Raw genomic sequence first — 22498 nt, 5'->3', positions numbered from 1 at the left:
ATGGCTCAGGTCACTTTGGACTCCGTCCGCAAAATCTATCCGAACGGCGTTGAGGCCGTCACGCCCGCAAGCTTTCAGATCGAGGACGGCGAATTCGTTGTTCTGGTCGGCCCCTCGGGCTGCGGGAAATCCACACTCTTGCGCATGATCGCGGGGCTTGAGGACATCACCGAAGGCGCGCTCTCCATTGGCGAGACCGTGGTCAACACGCTCGACCCGGCGGATCGCGACATCGCCATGGTGTTTCAAAACTACGCGCTCTACCCGCATATGACGGTGCGCAAAAACATCGCCTACGGCCTCAAGAACCGCAAAACGCCGAAAGACGTGATCGCGCAAAAGGTCGATGAAGCGGCGAAGATGCTCAACCTCACCGAATACCTCGAGCGCAAACCGGCGCAACTCTCCGGCGGCCAGCGCCAGCGCGTTGCCATGGGCCGTGCTATTGTGCGTGACCCGGCGCTGTTCCTCTTCGATGAGCCTTTGTCGAATTTGGACGCGAAACTGCGCAACCAGATGCGGATCGAGATCAAGGCGCTTCAGCGTCGCCTTGGTGTCACATCGATCTACGTCACCCACGATCAGGTCGAAGCCATGACCATGGCCGACCGCATCATCGTGTTGAACGGCGGCAGGATCGAACAGATCGGCACACCGTCCGACATCTACCACAACCCGGCCTCGACCTTTGTCGCCTCCTTCATGGGCGCACCGCCGATGAACCTCGTGGCGGCCGAAATGCAGGACGGGACCCTGAGCTTTGCCGGGCTGGAGCTGCCGCTGGCCTCGTCTTTGCGCGGCCCGGTGACACTGGGCCTGCGGCCCGAAGATTTGATCATCGACAGCCACGGCCCGCTGGCGATGGAGGTCGAGTTGATCGAGGAACTCGGCGCGCATCGTCTGTTGCACGGCCAGGTCGACGGCCAGCGTCTCACGGTACATCTCGCGAAAGAAGAACAGGTCGCGCTTGGGCCTTTGCGCCTCTCGTGCCGTGTGCAGAACCTCTGCCTGTTCCACCCCGAAACCGGCGTGCGCATGGATGGCGGCTTTGCCTTCAACCTCGCGCAGGAACGCATGGAAGAACGCGCATGATCTCGCTTTTGGACAGCCTGCCCCCGGTCACCGACGAGCAACGCAACACGCTTTTGACCGCGCCGCGCACGGCGGATGCCCACCGCGCTATGATGGCGGATGTGCTGGCGATGAATGCCGTGCAGATCGGCGGCACGGCGATGCAAAAGGCCCTGCCCTCTGAAATCACCGTCGCCGCCTGGAATGTCGAACGCTGTCTCTTTCCGCCTGAGACCGCCGCCCATCTCATGCCGCTTGCGCCCGATGTGGTGCTTCTCTCCGAGGTCGATCACGGCATGTCCCGCACCGGCCAGCGCCATACGACCCAAGAGGTCGCCGAGGCGCTTGGCATGCGCTATGCCTTTGGCGTTGAGTTTTTTGAGATGGGGCTGGGCGGCCCGACCGAGCGGCATTTCTGCAAAGACGATGTCAACGCGCTGGGATGGCACGGCAATGCGGTTCTGTCCAAGGTGCCTTTCGACAAGGTGACGCTCATTCGTCTCGACGATCACGGCCATTGGTTTTCCTCGGAAAGTGGTGCCGACCCGGAGCAGCCGCGCCTTGGCGGGCGGATGGCGATTGCCGCCGTGCTGCCCACAGATGCAGGCGAGATCTGCGTCGTCTCCACCCATCTGGAAAGCAATGCCGGACCTGCGCATCGGCACGCCCAATTCGAGATCCTGCTCGATGCGGTCGATGCGTTTGCGCCAGGGATGCCCGTGCTGATCGGCGGCGATCTCAACACCGGCAACCACATCCCGCCCCATTTCGACCATCGCGACGAGACGCTCTTTGAGCTTGGCGCGGCGCGGGGCTATGACTGGGGGTTCACCGCAGAGGGCATGACCACGCGTCCGTCTTTGATCACGCCGCACCCGGAGCGGGTGATGAAGCTCGACTGGATCGCCGCGCGGGACCTGCGCTGTCTCGACAAGGGCGTGTTGTCGTCTCTCGACGCCAACGACCGCCCGCTTGCCGATCACGATTGCGTCTGGGCGCAGGTGGCGTTTTAGACGCGATCCGGCCGCAACACCGAGCTCGCAATGCTCTGCACGACCTGTTCGCGCAGCATCAGCTGCGCGTTCTCGGCAAACAGATCATCGCCGAAGTTCATCGAAAACGTCGCCCGGTTCGCGACGTTGAAAAAGCTCATCGCCGAAATTTGCCAGTGGATCACCAGAGGTGACACATCGGGGCGAAACAGCCCGGCCTCGACGCCACGACGACAAATCCGGTCGAGTTGCTCAATCGCCGCGATGTTGGTCGTCGCCAGCGTTTCAATGCGGGACATATGCGTGCCGTCGTGGATGTTTTCGATCATCACGAGGCGGATGAAATCCGGGTTCTGGCGGTGGTGATCGAAGGTGAATTCCACCACTTTGCGAAGCGCCTCATCCGGCGGCAGGTGGCGAATGTCGAGATTGGCCTCGGCCTCGCGCACTTCGCGGTAAGCCTGATCCAGCACGGCGAGATAGAGGCTCTCCTTGTCGCCGAAATAGTAGAAAATCATCCGCTTCGAGGTCTGGGTACGTTCGACGATGGCGCTGATCCGCGCGCCCGACAACCCGTGTGCTGCAAACTCTGCACGCGCCGCGTTCAGGATGTCGGCCTTCACGGTTTCCGGGTCCTGTTTCCACGATCGACCTTGTGAACGCGTTTGCGCAGTTTTTTGTTTTGTCTCGCTGACCATGGCTCGCCTCCTCCGTCCCGCCAAAGTTGCACATTTAACCGCAGGGTTCAATTGTCTTGACGTAATTAACCGAGTGGTTCATTTTAACACCAACGAATCGTCAATACCGCCTGGGAGGAGCGTCTTGACCACGCCAAACGCACCCAAAACCACAACAGAGACCCCCAAGGACTCTGTCCTCACCGGCCTGATCGGTCGCGGCATCGCTTTGTCGCGCACGCCCGCCATGCATATGGCCGAGGCCCGCGCCCAAGGCATCAACGGCGTCTACCGCATTCTCGACATGGACGCACCGGAGCGTGCGAACACCTCCCTCAAAGAGCTGATCGAGCAGGCGGACATCCTGGGCTACGACGGGTTCAACGTCACCTATCCCTATAAGATCGAGGTCATTGAGCATCTCGACGCGCTGTCCGACAACGCCCGCTCTGTCGGCGCCGTGAACACGGTGGTTTTGAAGGACGGCAAGCGCTACGGGCACAACACCGACCTTTGGGGCTTTGCCGAAAGCTTTCGCCGTGGCCTGCCCGACGCCAAACGCGACCATGCGCTTTTGATCGGGGCCGGCGGGGCCGGTGTGGCCGTGGCGCACGCGTTGGCGGATTGCGGCGTGAAGCTGCTGTCGATCACCGACATAGACCCCGCGCGCGCCGAAAGCCTTGCCGCGCAGGTCCGTGCCAATCGCCAGGACTGCACGACCCGCGCCGTGACCGATGTGGCTGCCCTTGTGACCGAAGATCGTCCCGACGGCATCGTCAACACCACCCCCGTGGGCATGGCGAAACTGCCCGGCACCTCTTTTCCGGTCGACCTGATCGATCCGAAGATGTGGGTCGCGGACATCGTCTATTTCCCGCTGGAAACCGAATTGCTGCGCGCCGCGCGGGCCAAGGGCTGCGCCGTGCTGCCCGGCTCCGGCATGGCTGTGTTTCAGGCGGTTCGCGCCTTTGAACTGTTCACCGGCCTGCCCGCCAGCCCGGAGCGGATGAAAGCCCGCTTCGATGCCTTTGACGAGGCCCCGCAAACGCAGGCGAGTTAAACAGGCGGGCGAACGACACGCACACGACAGATACGCAAATGGGAGGAACACTATGCGTTTTGAACTGAAAACCCTCACCGCCGCCGCGGCGCTCACGCTCGGCATGGGTGCCATGGCCAGCGCGGAAACCATCCGCATCGCCCACGTCGACCCGGACGAATGGACCGGCTCGAAAAAAGGCGCCGCTGCTCAGATTTTCAAGAACATCGTCGAAGGCGAAACCGATCTTGAGGTCGAGATCTTCCCGGCAGGTGCCCTTGGCAACGAAGACGAGCTGATCGGTCAGGCCCAAGAAGGCCTGTTGCAAATGGCCATCGTGTCCGGCGCCATGTCGAAAGCCTGCCCGGCAGCCTCCGTGCTCGACATCCCCTACACCTTTGCCTCCGCGACCGTCGCCTGGGACGTGCTCGACGGTGAGTTCGGCGACAACCTCGCCCAGCACTGCCTCGACCAAACCGGCCTGCGCACGCTGGCCTACGGTGAAACGGGCTTCCGGAATTTCACCAACGGCACCCGCGAAATTCGCAGCCCCGAGGATATGGAAGGCCTGAAATTCCGCGTTCAGCCGATCCCGCTTTACGTCGAAATGGTCAAAGGTCTGGGCGGGGAGCCGACTCCGATCGCATGGACCGAACTGCCGAACGCGCTCTCCACGGGTGTGGTCGACGGTCAGGAAAACCCGGTCGGCGTGATCTACAACAACGGTCTGCACAAGCTTCAGAAATACATGACGCTCGACGGCCACGTTTACGCCGCCGACTTCATCGTGATCGACGATGCGTTCTTTGGCGATCTCTCGGCCTCCGAGCAGGAAGTCGTCGCGAAAGCCGCGCGCATCGCGGGCAACATGGGCCGTTCGATCCAACAATGGAACACCGCAGAAGGCGTCAAGAAGGTTCAGGATGAAGGCATGGAAGTCTACTCCCCGACCGCTGACGAAATCGCCGCTTTCGCCGAGAAAGCACAGCCTGCCGTGGTTGAATATCTCCGTGGCGAGCTGGGCGACGATGCCGTCTGGATCGACAACCTGCAGGCCGCTGTGGCCGCCGCGAACGAGTGATCCTTCATCCGGACCACGACACGTAACTGACGGCGGACCGGCGCGAAATGTGCCGGTCCAACGCCGTAAAGAGGGGGCTCCATGCACCGTTTCAACGCCATTATCCGACGGGTTTTCGCCTTTGGCTCCGGCCTGTCTATGGCGCTCGTCTTCGCGATCATCTTCGTGAACTCGCTGCGCCGCTACATCGTCGGGCAATCCGTGCCCTGGGGCGAGGAGCTTCCGATTTACCTGACCATTTATGGCGTGATGTTCGGCATCGCCTGGGCCTATAGCGTCGACCAGCACATCCGCTTTACGATCCTTGTCGACATGATCAAACGCCGGACCCGCGAAAAGCTCTATCTCGCGGTGGATGTGGTCACCCTGATCTCCGGGCTGTGCCTCGCCTACTCCGGGCATATGTTTGCCATGCGTCGCGGCAATCTGGCCTCTTCGGGTCTGAAATCCACCGCCGACAGCCTTGCGCAATCGACCGGCATCGAGGCGCTCACCTGGATCGGCAAAGTCGGCACCTGGCAATATGCCATGGCCATTGGCGGCGTGCTTTTGGCGCTTGCGGCCTTTGGGAAATTTTTTGAGCGGTATGACGCTTTGAAAGGGGTGCAGAGATGATCTACGCCGTTTTGATCCTTGCGCTGATCGCCGGTGTGCCGATCGCGTTTTCGATCCTCGCCGCGCTGTTTTCTTTCATGGCGACACAGGACAACCCCTATGTCATGCGCATCGTCGCCACTGAGATGTTCAAAAGCCTGAACTCTTTCCCGCTTCTTGCCATTCCGCTGTTCGTTCTGGCGGGCGAAATGATGAACGAGTCCGGCATCACGGGCCGTATCATCGCCTTTGCCAACGTCCTTGTTGGACGGATGCGCGCGGGGCTGGCACTTGTGAACATCTGGGCCTCGGTGATCTTTGCCGGGCTGTCCGGTTCTGCCGTGGCCGACACCTCCGCGATTGGCCGCGTGTTCATCCCCGAGATGGAAAAACACGGCTACAAACGCGATTTCGCCGCAGCTCTGACCGCCGCCTCCTCCGTCATCGGGCCGATCATTCCGCCCTCGATCCCGGTGATCATCTATGCGCTGATCGTCTCCGGCGTCTCTGTGCCCGCGCTCTTCATGGCGGGTGTGATCCCCGGCATTCTGCTGGCCGTCTTCCTGTCGGCCTATGTGATGCTGACGGTCAAGATCGACCATGGCGATCAGTCCAGCGATCTGGTGACGCAGCCGGCGGGTCAGGCCCTGATGGGCGGCATCCTTCCGCTCTTGATGCCGGTCTTTGTGGTGGGCTCGATCCTCTTGGGCATCGTGACGCCGACTGAGGCCGCCAGCTTTGCGGTCGCCTATGCGCTGTTTCTGGGCCTCTTTGTGTATCGTAAAATCAAGCTCGACCGTCTGCCGACGATCTTCGCCGCCGCCATGCGCGACAGTGCGGTGATCCTTGTGATCATCTCTGCCGTGGGCGCGGGCAACTGGCTTTTGACCTACAACCGCGTGCCGAACATGCTCACCGATTGGGTGCTGTCGAACGTCGATGGTCAGACCGCCTTCCTGATCGCCGTGATCTTGCTGTTCCTCTTCGTGGGCCTCTTCCTCGAAGGCATCGCGGCCATGTTGGTCCTCGTGCCGATCCTGCATCCGATTGCCGTCAGCCTCGGCATCGACCCGGTGCATTTCGGCATCCTCGTGATCTTCAACCTGATGATCGGGTTGATCACGCCGCCGCTGGGCCTCTGTCTGTTTGTCGCCGAAGGGGTGGCGCAGGTGGGGATGGCCAAACTCACCCGCGCGATCCTGCCGTTCTTTGCGGTCGAAGTTCTGGTGCTGTTGATCCTCACCTTCGTGCCCGAAACGGTGACCTGGCTGCCGACCGTGCTTGGCTATTGATGAAATCCCCCCGGGCCCATCTTGGGCCTGGGGTCTGTCCCATAGGAGTTCCCCGCGATGAAGACCTCGATTGCCACCGTCTCGATTTCCGGCAACTTCCGGGAAAAACTCGATGCCATCTCGAAGGCAGGCTATGACGGCATCGAGATTTTCGAACAGGATTTCATCGCCCATGACGGCGGCCCGCGCGACGTGGCGCGGATGGTGCGCGACCACGGCCTCGACATCCCGCTGTTCCAGCCGTTTCGCGATTTCGAATGCTTGCCGGAGCCGCTCCGGTCCAAAGCCTTTGATCGTGCGAAACGCAAATTCGACGTGATGAACGAACTGGGGACAGACCTCATCCTGTTCTGTTCCTCCTGCCACCCCGCAAGCCTTGGCGGTATCGACCGCGCGGCGGATGATTTCGCCGAACTGGGCGAGGTGGCCAAGGCGCATGGCGTCCGTGTCGGTTACGAAGCACTCGCCTGGGGGCGGCATATCAACGATCACCGCGACGCCTGGGAGATCGTGCGCCGCGCCGATCACGACAACATCGGCTTGATCGTCGACAGTTTCCACACACTGGGGCGCAAGCTCGATCCGAATTCGATCCGCTCCATCCCCGGCGACAAGATTTTCTTTGTCCAGCTGGCCGATGCGCCACTCATCGACATGGACCTGCTCTATTGGTCGCGCCATTTCCGCAACATGCCGGGCGAAGGCGATCTCGACGTCACGGGGTTCATGCGCGCCGTCATGGCGTCGGGCTATGCCGGGCCGATCAGCCTTGAGATTTTCAACGACCAGTTCCGCGGCGGCAATCCCCTGACCATCGCGCAAGACGGCTATCGGTCGCTGATTTCGCTGATGGATGACGTGCGCACGGTCGAACCGACGATCGCGCTTGACCTGCCGCCGATCCCGCCGCGTGTCGGGGTCGACGGCGTGTCTTTCATCGAATTCGCCGCCCGGGGCGAGGATGCACAGAAGCTCTCGACATTGCTGAGTTCTCTGGGCTTCGTGCACACCGCGCACCACCGCAACAAGGAAATCGGCCTCTGGCAACAGGGCGACATCCGTATCGTGTTGAACTCCGAAGACAGTGGCCACGCCGCCCATGTCTGGAACGCGCGCGGCCTCAGTGTCTGCGACATCGGGCTCAAGGTCGGCTCGGCCACGGACACCGTCGCCCGCGCCACCGCCCTGGGGGCCAGCCCCTTTGAGCAACCCATCGGCCCCGGCGAATTGTCGATCCCGGCCATTCGCGGGCTTGAGGGATCGGTTCTGCATTTCATCGACGAGGAAAGCGGGCTGTCGCGGGTCTGGGACGTCGAATTCGTCGCGACCGGCGAGGCGGCGACCGCCGACGCCGGTCTCAAGCGCATCGACCACATCGCCCAGACCATGAGCTACGACAACATGCTCAGCTGGACCCTGTTCTACACCGCGCTTTTCGATATGGACAAATCGCCGATGGTGGACGTGATCGACCCGGACGGGCTGGTCCGGTCTCAGGTCGTCGAAAGCGAAGGCCGCGGGTTCTGCGTGTCGCTCAACGGTGCGGAGACGCATCGCACATTGGCCGGGGATTTCCTGGCGCAAAGCTTCGGCGCCTCGGTGCAGCACATCGCGCTTGCGACCGACGACATCTTTGCCACGGCCGACGCGTTGAAAGCCTGCGGCTTCGATCCCCTACCCCTGTCCGACAACTACTATGCCGATCTCGCGGCGCGTTTCGATCTCGCGCCCGGGCTTTTGGAACGTCTGAAGGCCGCCAATGTGTTCTACGACGAACTCAATGGCAGCCCCTTCTTCCAGCTCTATTCCCGCAGCTTCGCAGGCGGCATGTTCTTTGAGATCGTGCAGCGCGAGACGGGCTATGGCGGCTATGGCGCCGCCAATGCGCCCTTCCGGATTGCCGCGCAGAAACGTTTGGCGCGACCAAAGGGCATGCCCGCGATGAAGGGCTGACACATTTGCAAAACCACAAAGACCGGCCCCCAATGGGCCCGGTCTTTTTCTTAGGTGCTCTCGTTTAGAGGAAAGCGCCGTTGTCGGCCTGACCATAGACCTTGATCGCCTCTTCGAACACGCGTGCAGGCGCCTCAGGATCGGAGGAATCGGCCACAAGCCCATCGCCTCGCTGCCCTTGGCCTTGATCTCGGCGGCCTTGTCGTCGAGCAGGTCCTTGCAGCCTGCGGTCAGGATGACATTGGCCCCCTCTTCCGCGAAGAGCTCGGCAATCGCGAGGTCGATGTCTTTGACGGCGCGTGTCCGGGCGGAAATCATCGGCGCGAGGTAGGAGCTTTTGGCGTATTTCGCCTGATAGGCGGCGTACCATAGGTTTTGCCATCCTCGCGGAACGGGGAAATCCTCAGGTCGTCCGCAGCCGCGATCTCGGTGAGTTGCTCCTTGGTCCAGTCCATGGTGAAGCTCCTGTTTTCCGTCTCGAACATGCACCGCAGAGCTCACACTTCGACCTCCTCCGCCCTGCCCTTGTTGGCTCTGGGCCTCGGCTCCTTCGGCATCGGCACCACGGGATTCGCGCCTATGGGCCTATTGCCCGCGATTGCCGAGGGCACCAGCACCTCGATCCCCGCGGCGGGCCAATTGGTCACCGCCTATGCCATCGGCGTCATGGTCAGCGCGCCGGCGCCGCACCTATGTGATTTCCGAAGTTCAACGCGCAGAGGCGCTCGGATAACCTCTCTCGGAGAACCTTTCATGCGCGTCACGGATTATTTCGACCTTTCTCCCCGCAACAGCTTCGGCTTTTCATCCCTTGCGCGCTATGGCGCAGAGGTGACGCGTGTCGAAGAGATTGCCGAGATCGCTCAGCTTTCTGAACGCCTCGACCTGCCGCTTTATTTGCTGGGCGGGGGGGAGCAATTGCCTCTTGCCCAAGAGGCTCCGCGCGGTGGTGGCGGTGATGGCGGTGATGGCGATCAAGGGATGGTGCGTCGAGGGCAGCGTGGCAAATCACATCAAGATCAAGGCGCAAGCGGGCGAAGATTGGCCCTCTCTGGTGGCGCAGATCACGGGGGCTGGCCTCGGCGGATTGGAAAACCTCGCGGGCATTCCCGGTACGGCCGGCGCTGCGCCGATCCAGAACATCGACACCTATGGCGTGGAACTGTCCGATGTCTTCGAACGCCTCAAAGCCTATGATCGCAAAGAGAATAGAATGGTGATGCTGGACAAGGCCGACTGTCGGCTTGCCTATCGCCACAGTATCTTCAAGGACCAGCCGGGGCGCGACATCGTCTCCGAGGTGACCCTGCGCCTGCCCCGTCCGTGGCACCCTCTTCTGAGCTATGCGGGGCTGCGTGAGTTGCCCCGCCCCGGACGCCCGCAACCGTGATGCAGGAGGTTCTGGCGCAACGTGCGGCCAAGCTGCCGGATTGGCGGGTGCTCGGCCATGTCGGCTCCTTCTTTCACAATCCGGTCGACTCGTAGAAAAGGCCCCGCGATCTACCATGGCACACATGACGGGGCCTCTTCTCTTTACTTTTTGAGGCGCGCCTCGATCTGCGCAAACAATTCCAGATTTTCTGCGTCGCGCCCCACCGGCTCTTCCGTATGGCTGGCCTTGACGATCACCACGTCTTCTGTCGGGTCGATGTAAATATACTGGTGAAACAGACCCAGTGCGGCGTAGGCGTCGGAGTTGTCGTAGGTCCACCACTGATATTGATACCCTTCCAACTCGCCCTCCGCGACAGGTTCATAGCCCGCATCGGGAATGGTGGCTTTGGCCACCCAGTCCGCCGGTACGACCTGTTTGCCATTGGCCTGACCGCCATTCAGGAACATCAGGCCAAAACGGGCATGATCACGCAGCGTGGCATTCAGACCCGCGCCATAGAACTCCCGGCCCACAGCCTCTGGCCCATCCATGATCCAATAGGCATCGGCTTCCATACCCGCCGGTTGCCACAGTTTTTCGGACATATATTCGGCGCCCGTTTTCCCGATGACCTTCTCGACGAGACAGCCCAGAACACTGGTGTCGAGGGTGGTGTAATTGAACGCCTCTCCTGGTGCGGTCTCCCCCGGAACGGATTTGTCAGCGGCGTAATCGCACCAGCGGTAATTATAGCCCACCAGCGCATTGTCATGCACCTCAGTCAACTGTGTGTCGCTGCCGAATTCATAGTATTCCAGCCAGTCGACCCCTGAACGCATGCGCAACACATCTTCGATGGTCGGTCCGTCATATCCGGTGCCTTCCATCTCCGGCAGATATTTCGTCACCTTATCATCCAGACTGTCGATCAGGCCGTCATTCAACGCAAAGCCCACCAGGGTGGAGACATAGGATTTCGCAACCGAAAAGGTGATGAACCGGGTCTGTGCATCGCTGCCATTGAGATAGGTCTCATAGGCAATTTTGCCATTTTTCACGACCACCAGACCATTGGCATCCGTGAGTTCGAGCGCCTCGGCGAAGCTCATGGTTTCACCGTTGATGGTATAGTCACCCTCCAGAGAAATCGGGTCGGAGGGCAAGTCCCACACATCGCTGCCGGCCTTGACCTCACGGGTGGCAAACATCTGATCCATATGCTGAAAGGTCAAAAAGTTCAGCCCCGGATCGAACATATGCGCCCGGCCGTTGATCATGGTTGGGGTCAGCCAATGTGCACCCTGCGTCGGATCGCTTTGGATCTGATCAGCATGTGCCACCATTGGCACCGTCAGTGCGAGCACCGTCAACGCGGCTTTCCGCAGTCTTGTCATCCTGTCACCTCTCCTGTTGTGTTTGAAACACTCTGAGAAAGGTTTTTATCTTCGAATAGACGCAAAATATGGTAGGGTGACCTCGTTTCGTTGTCAGGTGAACCGTACCAGGGCCGTCACGGAGGTAGATTTGCGCATCAACCAGTTGGAGGCCATCACCGCGCTGGCCGAAACCGGCTCGATCCGGGGTGCAGCGCGGGCTCTGGGTCTGAGCCAAAGCGCCGTCACGCGCGCCCTGAAAGAGCTTGAGCGGGACACCGGCGCACCTCTTCTCGACCGTCAAACGGAGGGCACAAAGTTCACGCGCGCCGGCACAGTCTTGCTGGACCATGCCAGCCTTGCACTTGCCGCGATTAGGCGGGCGAAAGAAGAGGTGCGGCGGATTTCCGGTCAGGATACGGCCCATGTGCGCATCGCTGTCACGCCCGCCGTTGCCAACGCCAAACTCGCACGTCTTGTGACCGCGTTTCAGTCAGATTTTCCTGACGGAAGACTTCAGATCCAAACGGGCGTCCTCTCCACCGTGGTGCCCGCACTGCGCACAGGCGATCTCGATTTCGCGATGGTTCTGGCCAAACCCGAGGAAATCCCCCCTGATCTCAGCTTTGAACAGCTTGGCGACATGCGCATGATCCCGATCACCCGTCTGACGACAGACACCTGCGTCAAGATGAGCTGGGAGGCGCTGGCACAAAAGCGTTGGGTAGCGAATATGATGCCCGGCAGCGCGGATCATATCGTTTTCGAGTGGCTCAACAGTCGTGGCATTCAGTTCACACATCCGCTCATCGAATGCAGTTCACCTTACCTGAAAATGATCCTGAACGTCTCGACAGATGTCGTCGCACTCAGTCCCGCGCCGCTTTACCACAGTCAATTGCACGCGCTTGGCCTCGTCGCGATCGCGGTTCCGGATTTGCCGCCCCCGATCGCCCTTGGCATTCTCTTGCGCGATCAGATGCCACAGTCCGAAGCGGCACAGATGTTGCTCGCGCTCGCGCGACGCCTGGGCGGAGGGATGACTCTTTAGCCTTGGCACACCTCATACCCGTCAGCGACTTTGGCCCTCTCACATGCGCCGAATGCGCGCCGAAAATGTCACTCTCGGCGCCACGCCCCTAACCAAGCGGAAGACGTTGCCGCACCAAAGTGGTCCAATAGGAACTGCCCCAGGCGATCACGTCGTCGTTGAAATCATAGAGCGGGTGGTGCAGCGCCGCTGACGGGCCGTTGCCGACATTGATCATCGCACCGGGCACTTCGTTGAGCATGAAGGAAAAATCCTCTCCGCCCAGGGTTTGCGGCATGTCGAGGAACACGTTCTCGACACCCGCCACCTCTTGCGCGGCCTTGGCGGCCAGTTCGGTTTCACGCGCGTGGTTCACCGTCACCGGATAGTGGCGCGTGTATTCGGTCGTGCCCACCGCACCATAGGCGGCGGCGATATTGCCGACCATGGCCGTCAGCCGCTCTTCGATCATATCGCGCACCTCTTCGCGCAGCGTCCGCACTGTGCCGGTCAGGGTCACATCCTGCGGAATGACGTTGAACGCATTCCCGGCCTGAATGGTGCAGAGCGAGATCACCGCACTGTCGATCGGGTCCATGTTGCGCGAGGTCAGCGTCTGAACCGCCTGCAACAGCGCGCCCGCGATGGGGAGAGGGTCGATGGTCTGTTCGGGACGTGCCGCATGGCCACCGCGCCCGGTGATGGTGATTTTCACCTCATCGACCGAGCCCATGATCGGCCCGGAATTGATGGTGAATTGCCCGACCGGCAAGTTCGGACGGTTGTGCATGCCGTAGACCTCATCACAGGGCCAGCGAGTGAAGAGCCCGTCCTCGATCATCGCGCGTGCGCCCGCGCCGCCCTCTTCGGCGGGTTGGAAGATCACAACCACGGTCCCATCAAAGGCCCGGCTCTCCGCCAGATGCCGCGCCGCGCCCAAGAGCATCGTCGTGTGTCCGTCATGGCCGCAGGCGTGCATCTTGCCCGGCACCTGCGAGGCATAGGGCTTGCCGGTTTCCTCCAAAATAGGGAGCGCATCCATATCGGCGCGCAGACCGATGGAGCGCCCGGACAGATTGCTTTGACCCCGGATCACACCGACCACGCCGGTCTTGCCGATGCCTTCATGGACCTCATCGACCCCGGCGGCCCGAAGTGCCTCGGCCACCTTCTGCGCCGTGCGTTCCACGTCATACAAAAGCTCGGGGTTCATATGCAGATCGCGGCGGAATTCCGTCAGATCCGCAACCTGTTTGGCGACCCAATTCTCGACAGCCATCTCAGGCCTCCTTCTTCATTCTGTAACGGAAATCGCAGTGGCTCGCGCCTTTCATGATCGTCTGCGTGCGGGTCATTTCGATCTCCGGATTATAGCCGATGCAGAAATCGCCATCACGATTGCAGGACAACAGGTGGCCGATATCGCCCAGCCCCATTTCCTGATACATCTCCGCATATCGGCATTTCACCACGTTGAAATCCATCTTTTCCTCGGACATCTCAATGGTCTCGATTCTGAGTGCATCCTCGCGGGTCCAGTTCGGCTGGATCGCGGCAAAATCCGTCAGGTCTGGCGCATGGCCCAGCACTTCGGCCAGCATCTGACCTTGTTCGATTGCGGATTTGGAACAGGCCGCCCCGATCACGGCCTCGGCCTCTTCGCGACCCGTGCGCTCGGTGATCACGTCGAGCACATGTTTGAGGATCATCGCCTCGATGCGGCGGCGGAGCAGGATCGGAACGTCGTTCAGGTCCATCTTTTTTTCTTCGGTCATAGGTTCACTTCCTTGTGGTCCTGACGTTTGAGCCAGGCCAGATAGGTGGGGGCAAAGCGGCGCACAAAGCCATGCGCCGGGAAGGGATGCGGCTCGGTCACCGGCAGGGCCAGTTCATCTTCCGGTTGGCCGGTGGCGGCGCGGGCCAACTCGCGGCCCAAAGAGGTGCCAAGCGCCACACCGCGCCCGTTACACCCGATCCAGGCCCAGCCATCGGGGCCGAGTTTGTGAACACGCGGGAAGCGGTCCCAGTTCATGCCGATATAGCCCGACCAGACATGGGTCATTTCCGGAACGCCCAGTTCTGGGAAGGCCTCGGCGAGGCTCTTCGCGGCTTTCTTGCGCACGCGGTTGGCAACGTCAAAAGACCCCATCACGGCACCGCCGGTGATCAGCCGATTGCGCGCGTCATATCGGAAAAACCGCAAATCCCCGCGCGTGTCTGAGACCGCCTGACGCCCCGGCAGGATTTTCTGACGCAGGTTGTCGCCCAAGGGTGCTGTCGCCATTTGCCAGCTCAGCACCGGCACAATCGAGCGCGCAATCCGAGGCGCCAGACGCGGAGCCAATTCGCCCGTGTAAGCGTTGGTGGCAAGGATCAGTGCCCGAGCCTTGAGCGTGCCCTGCGCCGTTTTGATCACCCATTCAGAGCCGACGCGCTCATAAGAGATCACCGGACTGTCCTCATGGATCACCGCGCCCAGATGTTCCGCCACCCGCGCCATTTCACGTGCCAAGGCGAGCGGATTGATATGGCCGCCCGTCGGGTTGAACATGCCGCCGTACCAGAAATCCGTGCCTAAGATGTCCGCACATTCTTTGGCGTCTTTCAGCTCCGCCGGAAAGCCATGGCGCGCCCAGGCTTCGACGCGTTTTTGCGACAGTTTCACACGACCGGGGCTATGGGCCGGTTGGAACCAGCCGGTCTGTTCGGCCTCCGCCTGCATGTCGAATTCGCGCACCAGATCGAACAGCACATCGCCCGAGTTGCCGATCAGCCGGACCATGCGTTTGCCGGTCTCGCCATAGCGCGACACCCAGACATCGGGTTCGGCAGAGGTCAGGATCGGGATCACCTGGCCGTTGTTGCGCCCCGACGCGCCCCATCCTGCGGCTTTGCCTTCGACAACGGTGACCGCATGGCCGCGTTTGCGGGCCTCAATGGCGGCGGAGAGGCCGGTGAACCCCGCGCCGATCACGGCGACATCGGTTTCCTCGACGCCTTCGAGCGGTGCGGAAAGCGGGCGGTCGGGCGCGGTGGCGGCCCAGAGGGATTTCGGAAAGTCGACAGACATCATGCCGCTCCTTCCGGAATCAGGCCGGTGACTTCCTGTGGCAGCCAGAACCAACGCAGCGCCTCTTCTTCGGCGGAGAGATCCGGCCCGGCACAGCAGTCGAGCGTTTTGGCGGTCTCGGCCAAGGCCTCAGCCTGCGCGAGGCAGCTGGAGAAATCAGGCACTGTGTCCATTTGCGACGATTGGCTTTCCCAAAGCGCAGAAAGTGCGGTGGGACAAGTGTCCTCAAAACTGGGCGTTGCACGCCATATGCCCTCGACCGCATCGAGTTGGTAATAGGCCAGCATGTCGAGACCGTGTTCGGAGACAAAGCGGATGGCACTGGCGATCTTGTCCACGTCTTCCTCCTCGAAGAACCAGTTCACCCCGAACCGCGCCCAGCCGGGACGGAAGATCGAATGGCCGTGCTGCACGGCGGCCTCGTGGCGCGCGCTTGTGGTCAGGTCGATGTCGAGTAAGGAGTGTCCGTACGGCCCGGCACAGGAACAGCCGCCACGGGCCTGAATCCCGAACAGATCATTGAGCAAAGCCACGACATAGTTGTGGTGCAACAGCTTGCCTTTGACCCGCAGGTTGAACGAGAAAATCCCCAGACGCGGCACATTCGACGGCCCCAAAAGCTCCATCCCCGGAATGGCGCGCAGCGCCTCTTCCATCCGACGGGTCAACACGGTTTCGCGGGCCTCGACACGAGCCTCGTCCATGTCGCGTTTGAGCTGCATCACCATGCCGGCGCGGATGTTGTCGACGATGGCGGGGGTGCCACCCTCTTCGCGGTGCTCGGGATCGGTGATGTAGCTGTGGCCCTCAGACGTCACGTAGCTCACCGTGCCGCCGCCCGTGAGCGTCGGGCGCGTGGTGTCAAAGAGGCTCCGTTCGGCGATCAGCACACCGGAGGCCCCGGGGCCGCCGGGGAATTTATGCGGCGAGATCACGGCGGCGTCGATCCGGTCGCCTGCGCCTTGCGATGTTTCCGCGAGTTCCACCGGCATATAGGGCGCGGCGGCGGCGAAATCGGCGACACAAAAGGCGTCATGTTCGTGGAGCAGCTTGGCAATCGCGCGCAGGTCGGTGCGCACGCCGGTGACGTTAGAGGCGGCCGAGAAGGCTCCGATTTTGAGAGGCGCGTCGGCATGAGTTTCGAGCGCCTGTTCCAGCGTTTCCAGACAGATCGTGCCTGCCGCATTCAAGGGAATGCGCACCAGCTCTGCCCCGCTTTCCCGCCAGGGCAGATCGTTGGAGTGATGCTCATAGGGACCGACAAAGACCACGCCTTGCGAGAGGCCTTTCATGGCAAAGGCCCGCACCAGCTTGTCGACCGCGCCGGTCGCGCCAGAGCCGGTGAAGATCACCGCGTGATTTTCATCCGCATCGACCGCCGAACGCACCGCTTCGCGCGCCATTTCCCGGAGCTGCGTGGTGCGGCGCCCGACGAAAGAGGTCTCCGTATGGGTGTTGCCATAATAGGGCAGGACATGGGTGCGGATCGCGTCTTCGATGAACCCAAGTGCCCGGCCGGAGGCGACGTAATCGGCATAGATCAGGGCGCGGGGTCCGAAGGGGCCGGAGATGGCCGCCCCCTCGCCGATCAGAGCGCTTCGAATATCTTTAAATTCCAGTGACATGGTAAAACCTCAGGCAACATTCGCGTGCAGCGACGGGGGGGTCCAATCGCGGCCCGGAATGGAAGACAACAAATTCTGTGTGTAGGGGTGCTGCGGGTTGGCGAAGACCTCCGCGGTGGGCCCGTGTTCGACGATCTCGCCCTTTTGCATGACGATGATCCGGTCGCAGAGCTGGGCCGCGACGCGCAGGTCGTGGGTGACGAACAGCAAGGACAGGTTGAGCCGATCGCGCAGCTCCGCCAAGAGTTTGAGCACCTGCGCCTGCACCGAGACATCCAGCGCGGAGACCGGTTCGTCGGCAACGATCACCTTCGGCTCCATCGCAAGGGCGCGGGCAATGCCGATGCGCTGACGCTGACCGCCGGAGAATTCATGCGGAAACCGGTTGGCCGCGGCGGGGGACAGCTCAACAAGTTCGAGGAGCTTCTTCGCGTCTTCGCGGGCCTTTTTCGGATCGGCACCGTGTACGATGGGACCCTGCGCGATGAGGTCGACCACGCGTTTGCGCGGGTTGAGCGAGGCCATCGGGTCCTGGAACACCATCTGAATGTGCTGACGCAGGGCGCGCAATTCTTTCGGCGTGGCGGCCAAAAGATCGGTGCCGTCCAACTCGACAGAGCCTTGGTCACATTCCAAAAGACGTGTGACGATGCGCGACACGGTGGTCTTGCCGGAGCCGCTTTCACCGACGACGCCAAGGGTTTCGCCCTGACGCAGCTCAAAGGTGAGATCCTTGACCGCCGTCACCGCTTTGCGTTTGCCCGACAGCAATCCGCCGCGCGCGGCGAAGGTCTTTTTCAACCCCGTGCCTTTGAGCACGACAGGCGCGTCAGAGGCGGCTTTGACCGGCGGGGGGGTGAGTGCGGGTACGGCGCCGATCAGCGCGCGGGTGTAAGGATGCTGCGGGTGGTTGAGCACCGCATCCGTCGTGCCGCTTTCGACCAGCTCACCCCGGCAGAGCACGGCGACCTTGTCGGCAATTTCCGCCACCACGCCAAAGTCGTGGGTGATGAAGAGCACGCCCGCGCCCTCTTCCTCTTGGAGCTCGCGAATGAGTTTCAGGATTTGCAACTGGGTCGTCACATCAAGCGCCGTGGTCGGTTCATCCGCGATGATCAGCTTCGGCGAAAGCACCAAAGACATGGCGATCATCACCCGCTGACGCTGGCCACCGGAGATTTGATGCGGGTAGGCGTTATAGGCCGAGGCGGGCTCCGGGATGTGGACGCGCTCCAACATCTCAAGCGCGCGGGCCTTGCGCTCCGCCTTGGTCATTTTGGTGTGGAGACGCAGCACTTCGTCGATTTGCCACCCCACGGTTTTCTGCGGGTTGAGCGCGGTCATCGGCTCCTGGAAGATCATCGAAATATCGGCGCCGCGCAGCTTGCGCATCTCGGCATCCGATTTGCCGCGAAGCTCTTCGCCCATGAAGCGGATCGCACCGCCGGTCACCCGCACATGCGGTTCCGGCAGAAGGCCCATGATGGCGCCCGCGCAGAGCGATTTGCCGGAGCCGCTTTCGCCGACGAGACAGACAATCTCGCCCGCGTTGATGGTCAGGTCGAGGCCTTCGAGCGCGAAAGCACGGTCCGCGCCCTTGGGCAGGGAAATCTCCAGCTTGCACAGATCGAGGACGGGAGGAGGTGTCTTGGTCATTTCTTCTGCCTCGGATTGAGCGCATCGTTCAGCCCCTCGCCCAGAAGCGAAAAGGACAGCACAGTCAGGATGATCGCAATGCCGGGGATCACGGCGCAGTAAGGGGCGGAGCGCAGCACGGCGCGGCCTTGACCGATCATATTGCCCCAGCTGGCGTAGTTCGGGTCGCCCAGCGAAAGAAAGGCCAGCGCGCTTTCCATCAGGATCGACAGCGCCATGATGACGGAGGCGTAGACCACGATGGGCGGCAAAGCGTTGGGCAGGATTTCGCGGAAGATGATCGAGGTGTTCGACACGCCGAGATTGCGGGCGGCGTCGACGAATTCGCGGTGCCGCAGCGACATGAATTCGGCACGCACCATGCGGGCCGGCGCGGTCCAACTGACGATGCCGATGGCCAGCGTGATCCACTCAATTTTTGACCCCATGATGGCGACGAGCGTCAACAACAGGACAAAGTTCGGGATGGTCTGAAACGCTTCAGTGATGCGCATCAGCACGTCATCGACCCAGCCGCCAAAGTAGCCAGCAAGTGCGCCGATCACGACGCCGATAACGATGGCCACGAGCGTGGCGACGACGCCGATCAAAAGCGAAATACGCGCGCCGTAGAAGACACCGGAGAGCACATCGCGGCCCAACTGATCCGTGCCCAAAGGCGTGTCCCAGTTCATGAACGGCGGGGTGAGCGGTTCCCCCGCACGGCGCAGCGGGTCGCCGGGATCAATGAGGCCCGCCGTCAGCGCCATCAGCACGACGAGGACAAAGAGCACAAGGCCAAGCAAAGCGGCGCGGTTGCGTTTGTAGCGGCGCCAGAACATGACGTAACGCGGCGGCTCGGGCGGGGCGATTTCTGTATCGGCGAAGGTCATGCGAGTTCGATCCGGCTGTCGAGACGTGCGTAGAGCAGGTCGGTGAGGAAATTGACGACGACCACGATGATGGCGCACAAAAAGATGATGCCCATCAAGGTGTTCATGTCGCGCTGAACGACGGACTGGTAGGCCAGTTGGCCCAGTCCCGGCAGGGTGAAGATGGTTTCAACCACGATGGAGCCGCCCAGAACGGTGGAGAACTGAAGCCCCAAAAGCGTGACCACCGGCAGGAGCGCGTTGCGCATGATGTGGTGGGTCATAAGGCGGCCTTCGCGGGCGCCCTTGGCGCGGGCGGTGCGGACATAATCGAGATCAGCGACTTCCATCACGGAGGCCCGCATCAGGCGCAGGTAAAACGCCAGATAGATCAGCGAGAGCGCGGTCGTCGGCATGATCAGGTGGCGCACCACATCCCAAACGTGATCCCAGCCGGTGTAAAAGGCGGCGATGGTCTTGATCCCGCCCACCGGCAACCAGCCGAGTTTGACGGAGAAAACCAGCATCAGCATCAGGGAGAGGAAAAACGAGGGAGTGGCGTAGAACACGAGACCCAGAATGGAGATCAGGTTGTCGGTCGCGGAATAGGCACGCCGCGCGGCAATGGCGCCCAAAACGATCCCGGCCGTAAAGGCGATGCTCAAAGAGGCGGCCATCAGCATCAGTGTGGTGCCGAGGCGGTCCATCAAAACAGTCGCGACGGGTTGCTCATAGACAAAGGACCAGCCGAAATCGAAGCTCGCCAGCTTGACCATATAGCGCCAGAGCTGCACCCAAATCGGTTGGTCGAGACCGTATTCGGCCCTAAGCCGCGCGATGAAGGCGGCATCCGCGCCCCCCATGTCGCCCACAAGCGCATCGACCGTGTCGCCGGGCGCCAGTTTGAGCAAGAGAAATGTGCCGATCATGATCAGGATGACCACGGGAATGGCCTGAATCAGACGCCTCAGCGCATAGGTCAGGATCGGGGGCATGTGCAGTGTCATTGTCTTTGGATCCTTCGGGATCATGGGCAAATGTCAAAAGAGCGGGCGCGAAGGGAGGCGCGCCCGCCAAAGTGTCAGATCATTGTTCGAGCCAGAGGTCGTACCAGCTCGACGAGTTCCACCGCGGCGTGTTGTGGTGGTTGTGGAGCTTTTTGGAGGTGACAGAGATGAACGGATGTTCGATCGCGAAGATCACCGGCAGCTCGGCCATCTCACGCGCTTGAATTTCGTGATACATCTCGGCACGTTTCTGGACGTCCAACTCGGAGGCGGCGGCGTCGATCATCGCGTCCATCTCTTCGTCCTTCCAGCCGAACTGGTTGGTCCAGGGCGTGCCTTCCGGCTGACCGGAGCGCAGCCAGACCATGGTGGACACAGCCGGGTCGGAGCGGAACTGGTGCCAGCCGTTCGCGGTGTCGAAATCATGGTCACGGTACACACCATTAAGGAAGCCCGGCGCATCGTTGGTGAGAATCTCGACGTCGATGCCGATCTCTTTCATCGCCTGCGCGTAATACTCGGCCCAAAGCTGGGTGTATTCGCCCCAGGGCGCCGGACGGTGTTTGAGGTGGAACCGATAGCCATCGTCCTGCACCGGATAGCCAGCCTCATCGAGCATCTGTTTGGCCAGTTCCGGGTCGTAGTCATAGGTCGGCACATCGTCGGTGTAATTGATGCCACCGGCGCTCGGCACCGGACCGCGGCCCGGTTTGGCGTAGCCATGCATGATCGTCTGGATCGCATAGTCGATGTCCAGACCATGATACATTGCCTGACGCACTTTCAGATCGGCGAGGATCGGGTTGCGGTGATTGAATTCGACGGTCGAGTGGGCGACGTTGTTTTCATAGCCCTGGGTGCCGACGTCAAAACGATCGTCTTCGCCGAAGCGCGCAACATCGGCCATGGAGACACCGATAAAGCCAGACTCATGCACCTCGCCTGCCTCAAGGGCGGCGGCGGCGGCGGATTTGTCCTTGATGAAACGCCAGACGATGCGGTCGAGATAAGGGTAGCCCTCGCGCCAGTAGTCTTCGTTCTTCTCCGCCAAAACATACTGCCCGCGCTGATATTCGACGAATTTGAACGGGCCGGTGCCGACGGGGGCGGTGTTATACTCGTTCTTGAGAATATCGGTGCCTTCGAACAGGTGTTTCGGAACCGGATGCCCCAGATCGGGCATGGCAGCGACGAAAAGCTCAATCGGCATCGGTTTCGAATAGTTGAACACCGCCGTATGCGGATCCGGGCAATCGACGCTTTCAAGATTGGCCTGAAGCGCGGAGGAGTAATTCAAGAGTTTTTTCCACAGCTCTATCGCCGAGAACGCCACATCGTCACAGGTGAAGGGTTCGCCATCGTGCCAGTTCACCCCTTCGCGCAATTTGAGCGTGACCGTCAGACCATCGTCGGAGCCGGACCATTCGGTCGCCAGCACCGGCTCGTAGCCCTCGTAGCTTTTGTCGATCAGCGGCTCCATGATCTTGCCGGTGATGTTGTACACCCCGGTCGAGGCGCGCAGACCCGGATTGAGAATACGCTGTTCGGAAATCATATGGATGACGGCGGTGCCGCCCTTTTGGACCTCGTCTTGCGCCTGGGCTGTCAAGGCCACAGAGCTCAGGGCCCCGGTCATGGCGAGCGCCAGCCCCGCCTGTTTCATCGTGAAAGTCATCTGTTCTGGTTCTCCCGGTCGGTTGATCACCCTTTGCGGGCTTGTTCGGTCGTTATGCTCCCCTACCTGAGAGAAGCAACATGCATCCGTCAACATTAAAAACCAACTTTTAGAACAAGATTGGAAAAAAATTCTAC

Annotated in this window: 20 protein-coding genes; 9 read left to right on the top strand and 11 right to left on the bottom strand. The window is 61.2% G+C overall.

Annotation, left to right across the window (positions count from 1 at the left end):
• Positions 1–1092: an ABC transporter ATP-binding protein gene (locus tag HCZ23_RS09495; protein WP_167601497.1), complete on the top strand. Its 1092-nt coding sequence runs from the start codon at positions 1–3 to the stop codon at positions 1090–1092.
• Positions 1089–2084 (top strand): endonuclease/exonuclease/phosphatase family protein, encoded by a 996-nt coding sequence (locus tag HCZ23_RS09490; protein WP_167601496.1) that lies wholly within the window; start codon positions 1089–1091, stop codon positions 2082–2084. The genes HCZ23_RS09495 and HCZ23_RS09490 overlap by 4 nt, the downstream gene beginning before the upstream one ends.
• Here the strand turns inward: HCZ23_RS09490 and HCZ23_RS09485 are convergent.
• On the bottom strand, positions 2081–2761 hold the full coding sequence (locus HCZ23_RS09485; protein WP_167601495.1) for a TetR family transcriptional regulator: 681 nt from the start codon (positions 2759–2761) through the stop codon (positions 2081–2083). The genes HCZ23_RS09490 and HCZ23_RS09485 overlap by 4 nt on opposite strands.
• 124 nt (positions 2762–2885) lie before the next feature.
• Between HCZ23_RS09485 and HCZ23_RS09480 the strand changes: the two genes are divergently transcribed.
• The 5 genes from HCZ23_RS09480 (at position 2886) to HCZ23_RS09460 (ending at position 8699) form a co-directional block, all read left to right on the top strand.
• Positions 2886–3800 (top strand): shikimate dehydrogenase, encoded by a 915-nt coding sequence (locus tag HCZ23_RS09480; protein WP_254870060.1) that lies wholly within the window; start codon positions 2886–2888, stop codon positions 3798–3800.
• A gap of 52 nt (positions 3801–3852) precedes the next feature.
• Positions 3853–4860 (top strand): DctP family TRAP transporter solute-binding subunit, encoded by a 1008-nt coding sequence (locus HCZ23_RS09475; protein ID WP_167601493.1) that lies wholly within the window; start codon positions 3853–3855, stop codon positions 4858–4860.
• Between the two features lie 81 nt (positions 4861–4941).
• Positions 4942–5475 carry a TRAP transporter small permease gene (locus HCZ23_RS09470; RefSeq protein WP_167601492.1) on the top strand — a complete coding sequence of 178 codons (534 nt, stop codon included), beginning with the start codon at positions 4942–4944 and terminating at the stop codon, positions 5473–5475.
• The gene (locus HCZ23_RS09465; RefSeq protein ID WP_167601491.1) at positions 5472–6746 is read left to right on the top strand and encodes a TRAP transporter large permease; all 1275 of its coding nucleotides are present in this window, start codon (positions 5472–5474) and stop codon (positions 6744–6746) included. The genes HCZ23_RS09470 and HCZ23_RS09465 overlap by 4 nt, the downstream gene beginning before the upstream one ends.
• A gap of 57 nt (positions 6747–6803) precedes the next feature.
• A complete protein-coding gene (locus HCZ23_RS09460) occupies positions 6804–8699 on the top strand; it encodes a bifunctional sugar phosphate isomerase/epimerase/4-hydroxyphenylpyruvate dioxygenase family protein (protein WP_167601490.1) in 1896 nt (631 codons plus the stop codon).
• A gap of 314 nt (positions 8700–9013) precedes the next feature.
• Here the strand turns inward: HCZ23_RS09460 and HCZ23_RS09455 are convergent, their stop codons facing one another.
• Complete coding sequence (locus tag HCZ23_RS09455) at positions 9014–9154, bottom strand: hypothetical protein (RefSeq protein WP_217703165.1); 141 nt, start codon at positions 9152–9154, stop codon at positions 9014–9016.
• A 383-nt stretch (positions 9155–9537) separates the two neighbouring features.
• Here HCZ23_RS09455 and HCZ23_RS09445 point away from each other — a divergent pair, with 383 nt between their 5' ends.
• Entirely contained in the window at positions 9538–10089 is a 552-nt protein-coding gene (locus HCZ23_RS09445) for an FAD-binding protein (RefSeq protein WP_167601489.1), read from the top strand.
• A gap of 143 nt (positions 10090–10232) precedes the next feature.
• Here HCZ23_RS09445 and HCZ23_RS09440 read toward each other — a convergent pair whose 3' ends face one another.
• Positions 10233–11468, bottom strand: coding sequence for a serine hydrolase (locus tag HCZ23_RS09440; protein WP_167601488.1), 1236 nt, complete (start codon positions 11466–11468; stop codon positions 10233–10235).
• A 130-nt stretch (positions 11469–11598) separates the two neighbouring features.
• Between HCZ23_RS09440 and HCZ23_RS09435 the strand changes: the two genes are divergently transcribed.
• Positions 11599–12498 (top strand): LysR family transcriptional regulator, encoded by a 900-nt coding sequence (locus HCZ23_RS09435; protein WP_167601487.1) that lies wholly within the window; start codon positions 11599–11601, stop codon positions 12496–12498.
• A gap of 88 nt (positions 12499–12586) precedes the next feature.
• Here the strand turns inward: HCZ23_RS09435 and HCZ23_RS09430 are convergent, their stop codons facing one another.
• From HCZ23_RS09430 to HCZ23_RS09395, 8 genes are all read right to left on the bottom strand, one after another.
• The gene (locus HCZ23_RS09430) at positions 12587–13756 is read right to left on the bottom strand and encodes a M20 aminoacylase family protein (protein WP_167601486.1); all 1170 of its coding nucleotides are present in this window, start codon (positions 13754–13756) and stop codon (positions 12587–12589) included.
• Between the two features lies 1 nt (position 13757).
• Positions 13758–14252, bottom strand: a complete 495-nt coding sequence (locus HCZ23_RS09425; protein WP_175580889.1) for an L-2-amino-thiazoline-4-carboxylic acid hydrolase — start codon at positions 14250–14252, stop codon at positions 13758–13760.
• Positions 14249–15550, bottom strand: coding sequence for an FAD-binding oxidoreductase (locus tag HCZ23_RS09420; RefSeq protein WP_167601485.1), 1302 nt, complete (start codon positions 15548–15550; stop codon positions 14249–14251). Before HCZ23_RS09420 ends, HCZ23_RS09425 begins: the two co-directional genes overlap by 4 nt.
• The gene (locus HCZ23_RS09415; protein WP_167601484.1) at positions 15547–17172 is read right to left on the bottom strand and encodes an aminotransferase class V-fold PLP-dependent enzyme; all 1626 of its coding nucleotides are present in this window, start codon (positions 17170–17172) and stop codon (positions 15547–15549) included. Before HCZ23_RS09415 ends, HCZ23_RS09420 begins: the two co-directional genes overlap by 4 nt.
• A gap of 9 nt (positions 17173–17181) precedes the next feature.
• Positions 17182–18828 carry an ABC transporter ATP-binding protein gene (locus HCZ23_RS09410; protein ID WP_167601483.1) on the bottom strand — a complete coding sequence of 549 codons (1647 nt, stop codon included), beginning with the start codon at positions 18826–18828 and terminating at the stop codon, positions 17182–17184.
• Entirely contained in the window at positions 18825–19700 is an 876-nt protein-coding gene (locus HCZ23_RS09405; protein ID WP_167601482.1) for an ABC transporter permease, read from the bottom strand. Before HCZ23_RS09405 ends, HCZ23_RS09410 begins: the two co-directional genes overlap by 4 nt.
• Positions 19697–20686: an ABC transporter permease gene (locus HCZ23_RS09400; RefSeq protein ID WP_217703164.1), complete on the bottom strand. Its 990-nt coding sequence runs from the start codon at positions 20684–20686 to the stop codon at positions 19697–19699. The genes HCZ23_RS09405 and HCZ23_RS09400 overlap by 4 nt, the downstream gene beginning before the upstream one ends.
• Before the next feature lie 79 nt (positions 20687–20765).
• A complete protein-coding gene (locus tag HCZ23_RS09395) occupies positions 20766–22361 on the bottom strand; it encodes an ABC transporter substrate-binding protein (RefSeq protein ID WP_167601481.1) in 1596 nt (531 codons plus the stop codon).
• Positions 22362–22498: the final 137 nt, after the last annotated feature.

The sequence above is a fragment of the Celeribacter sp. HF31 genome (assembly GCF_011806455.1).
Classification (GTDB): domain Bacteria; phylum Pseudomonadota; class Alphaproteobacteria; order Rhodobacterales; family Rhodobacteraceae; genus Celeribacter.
Note: the sequence above shows the minus strand (reverse complement) of the source record. Positions and strands in the feature narration are given on the sequence as shown.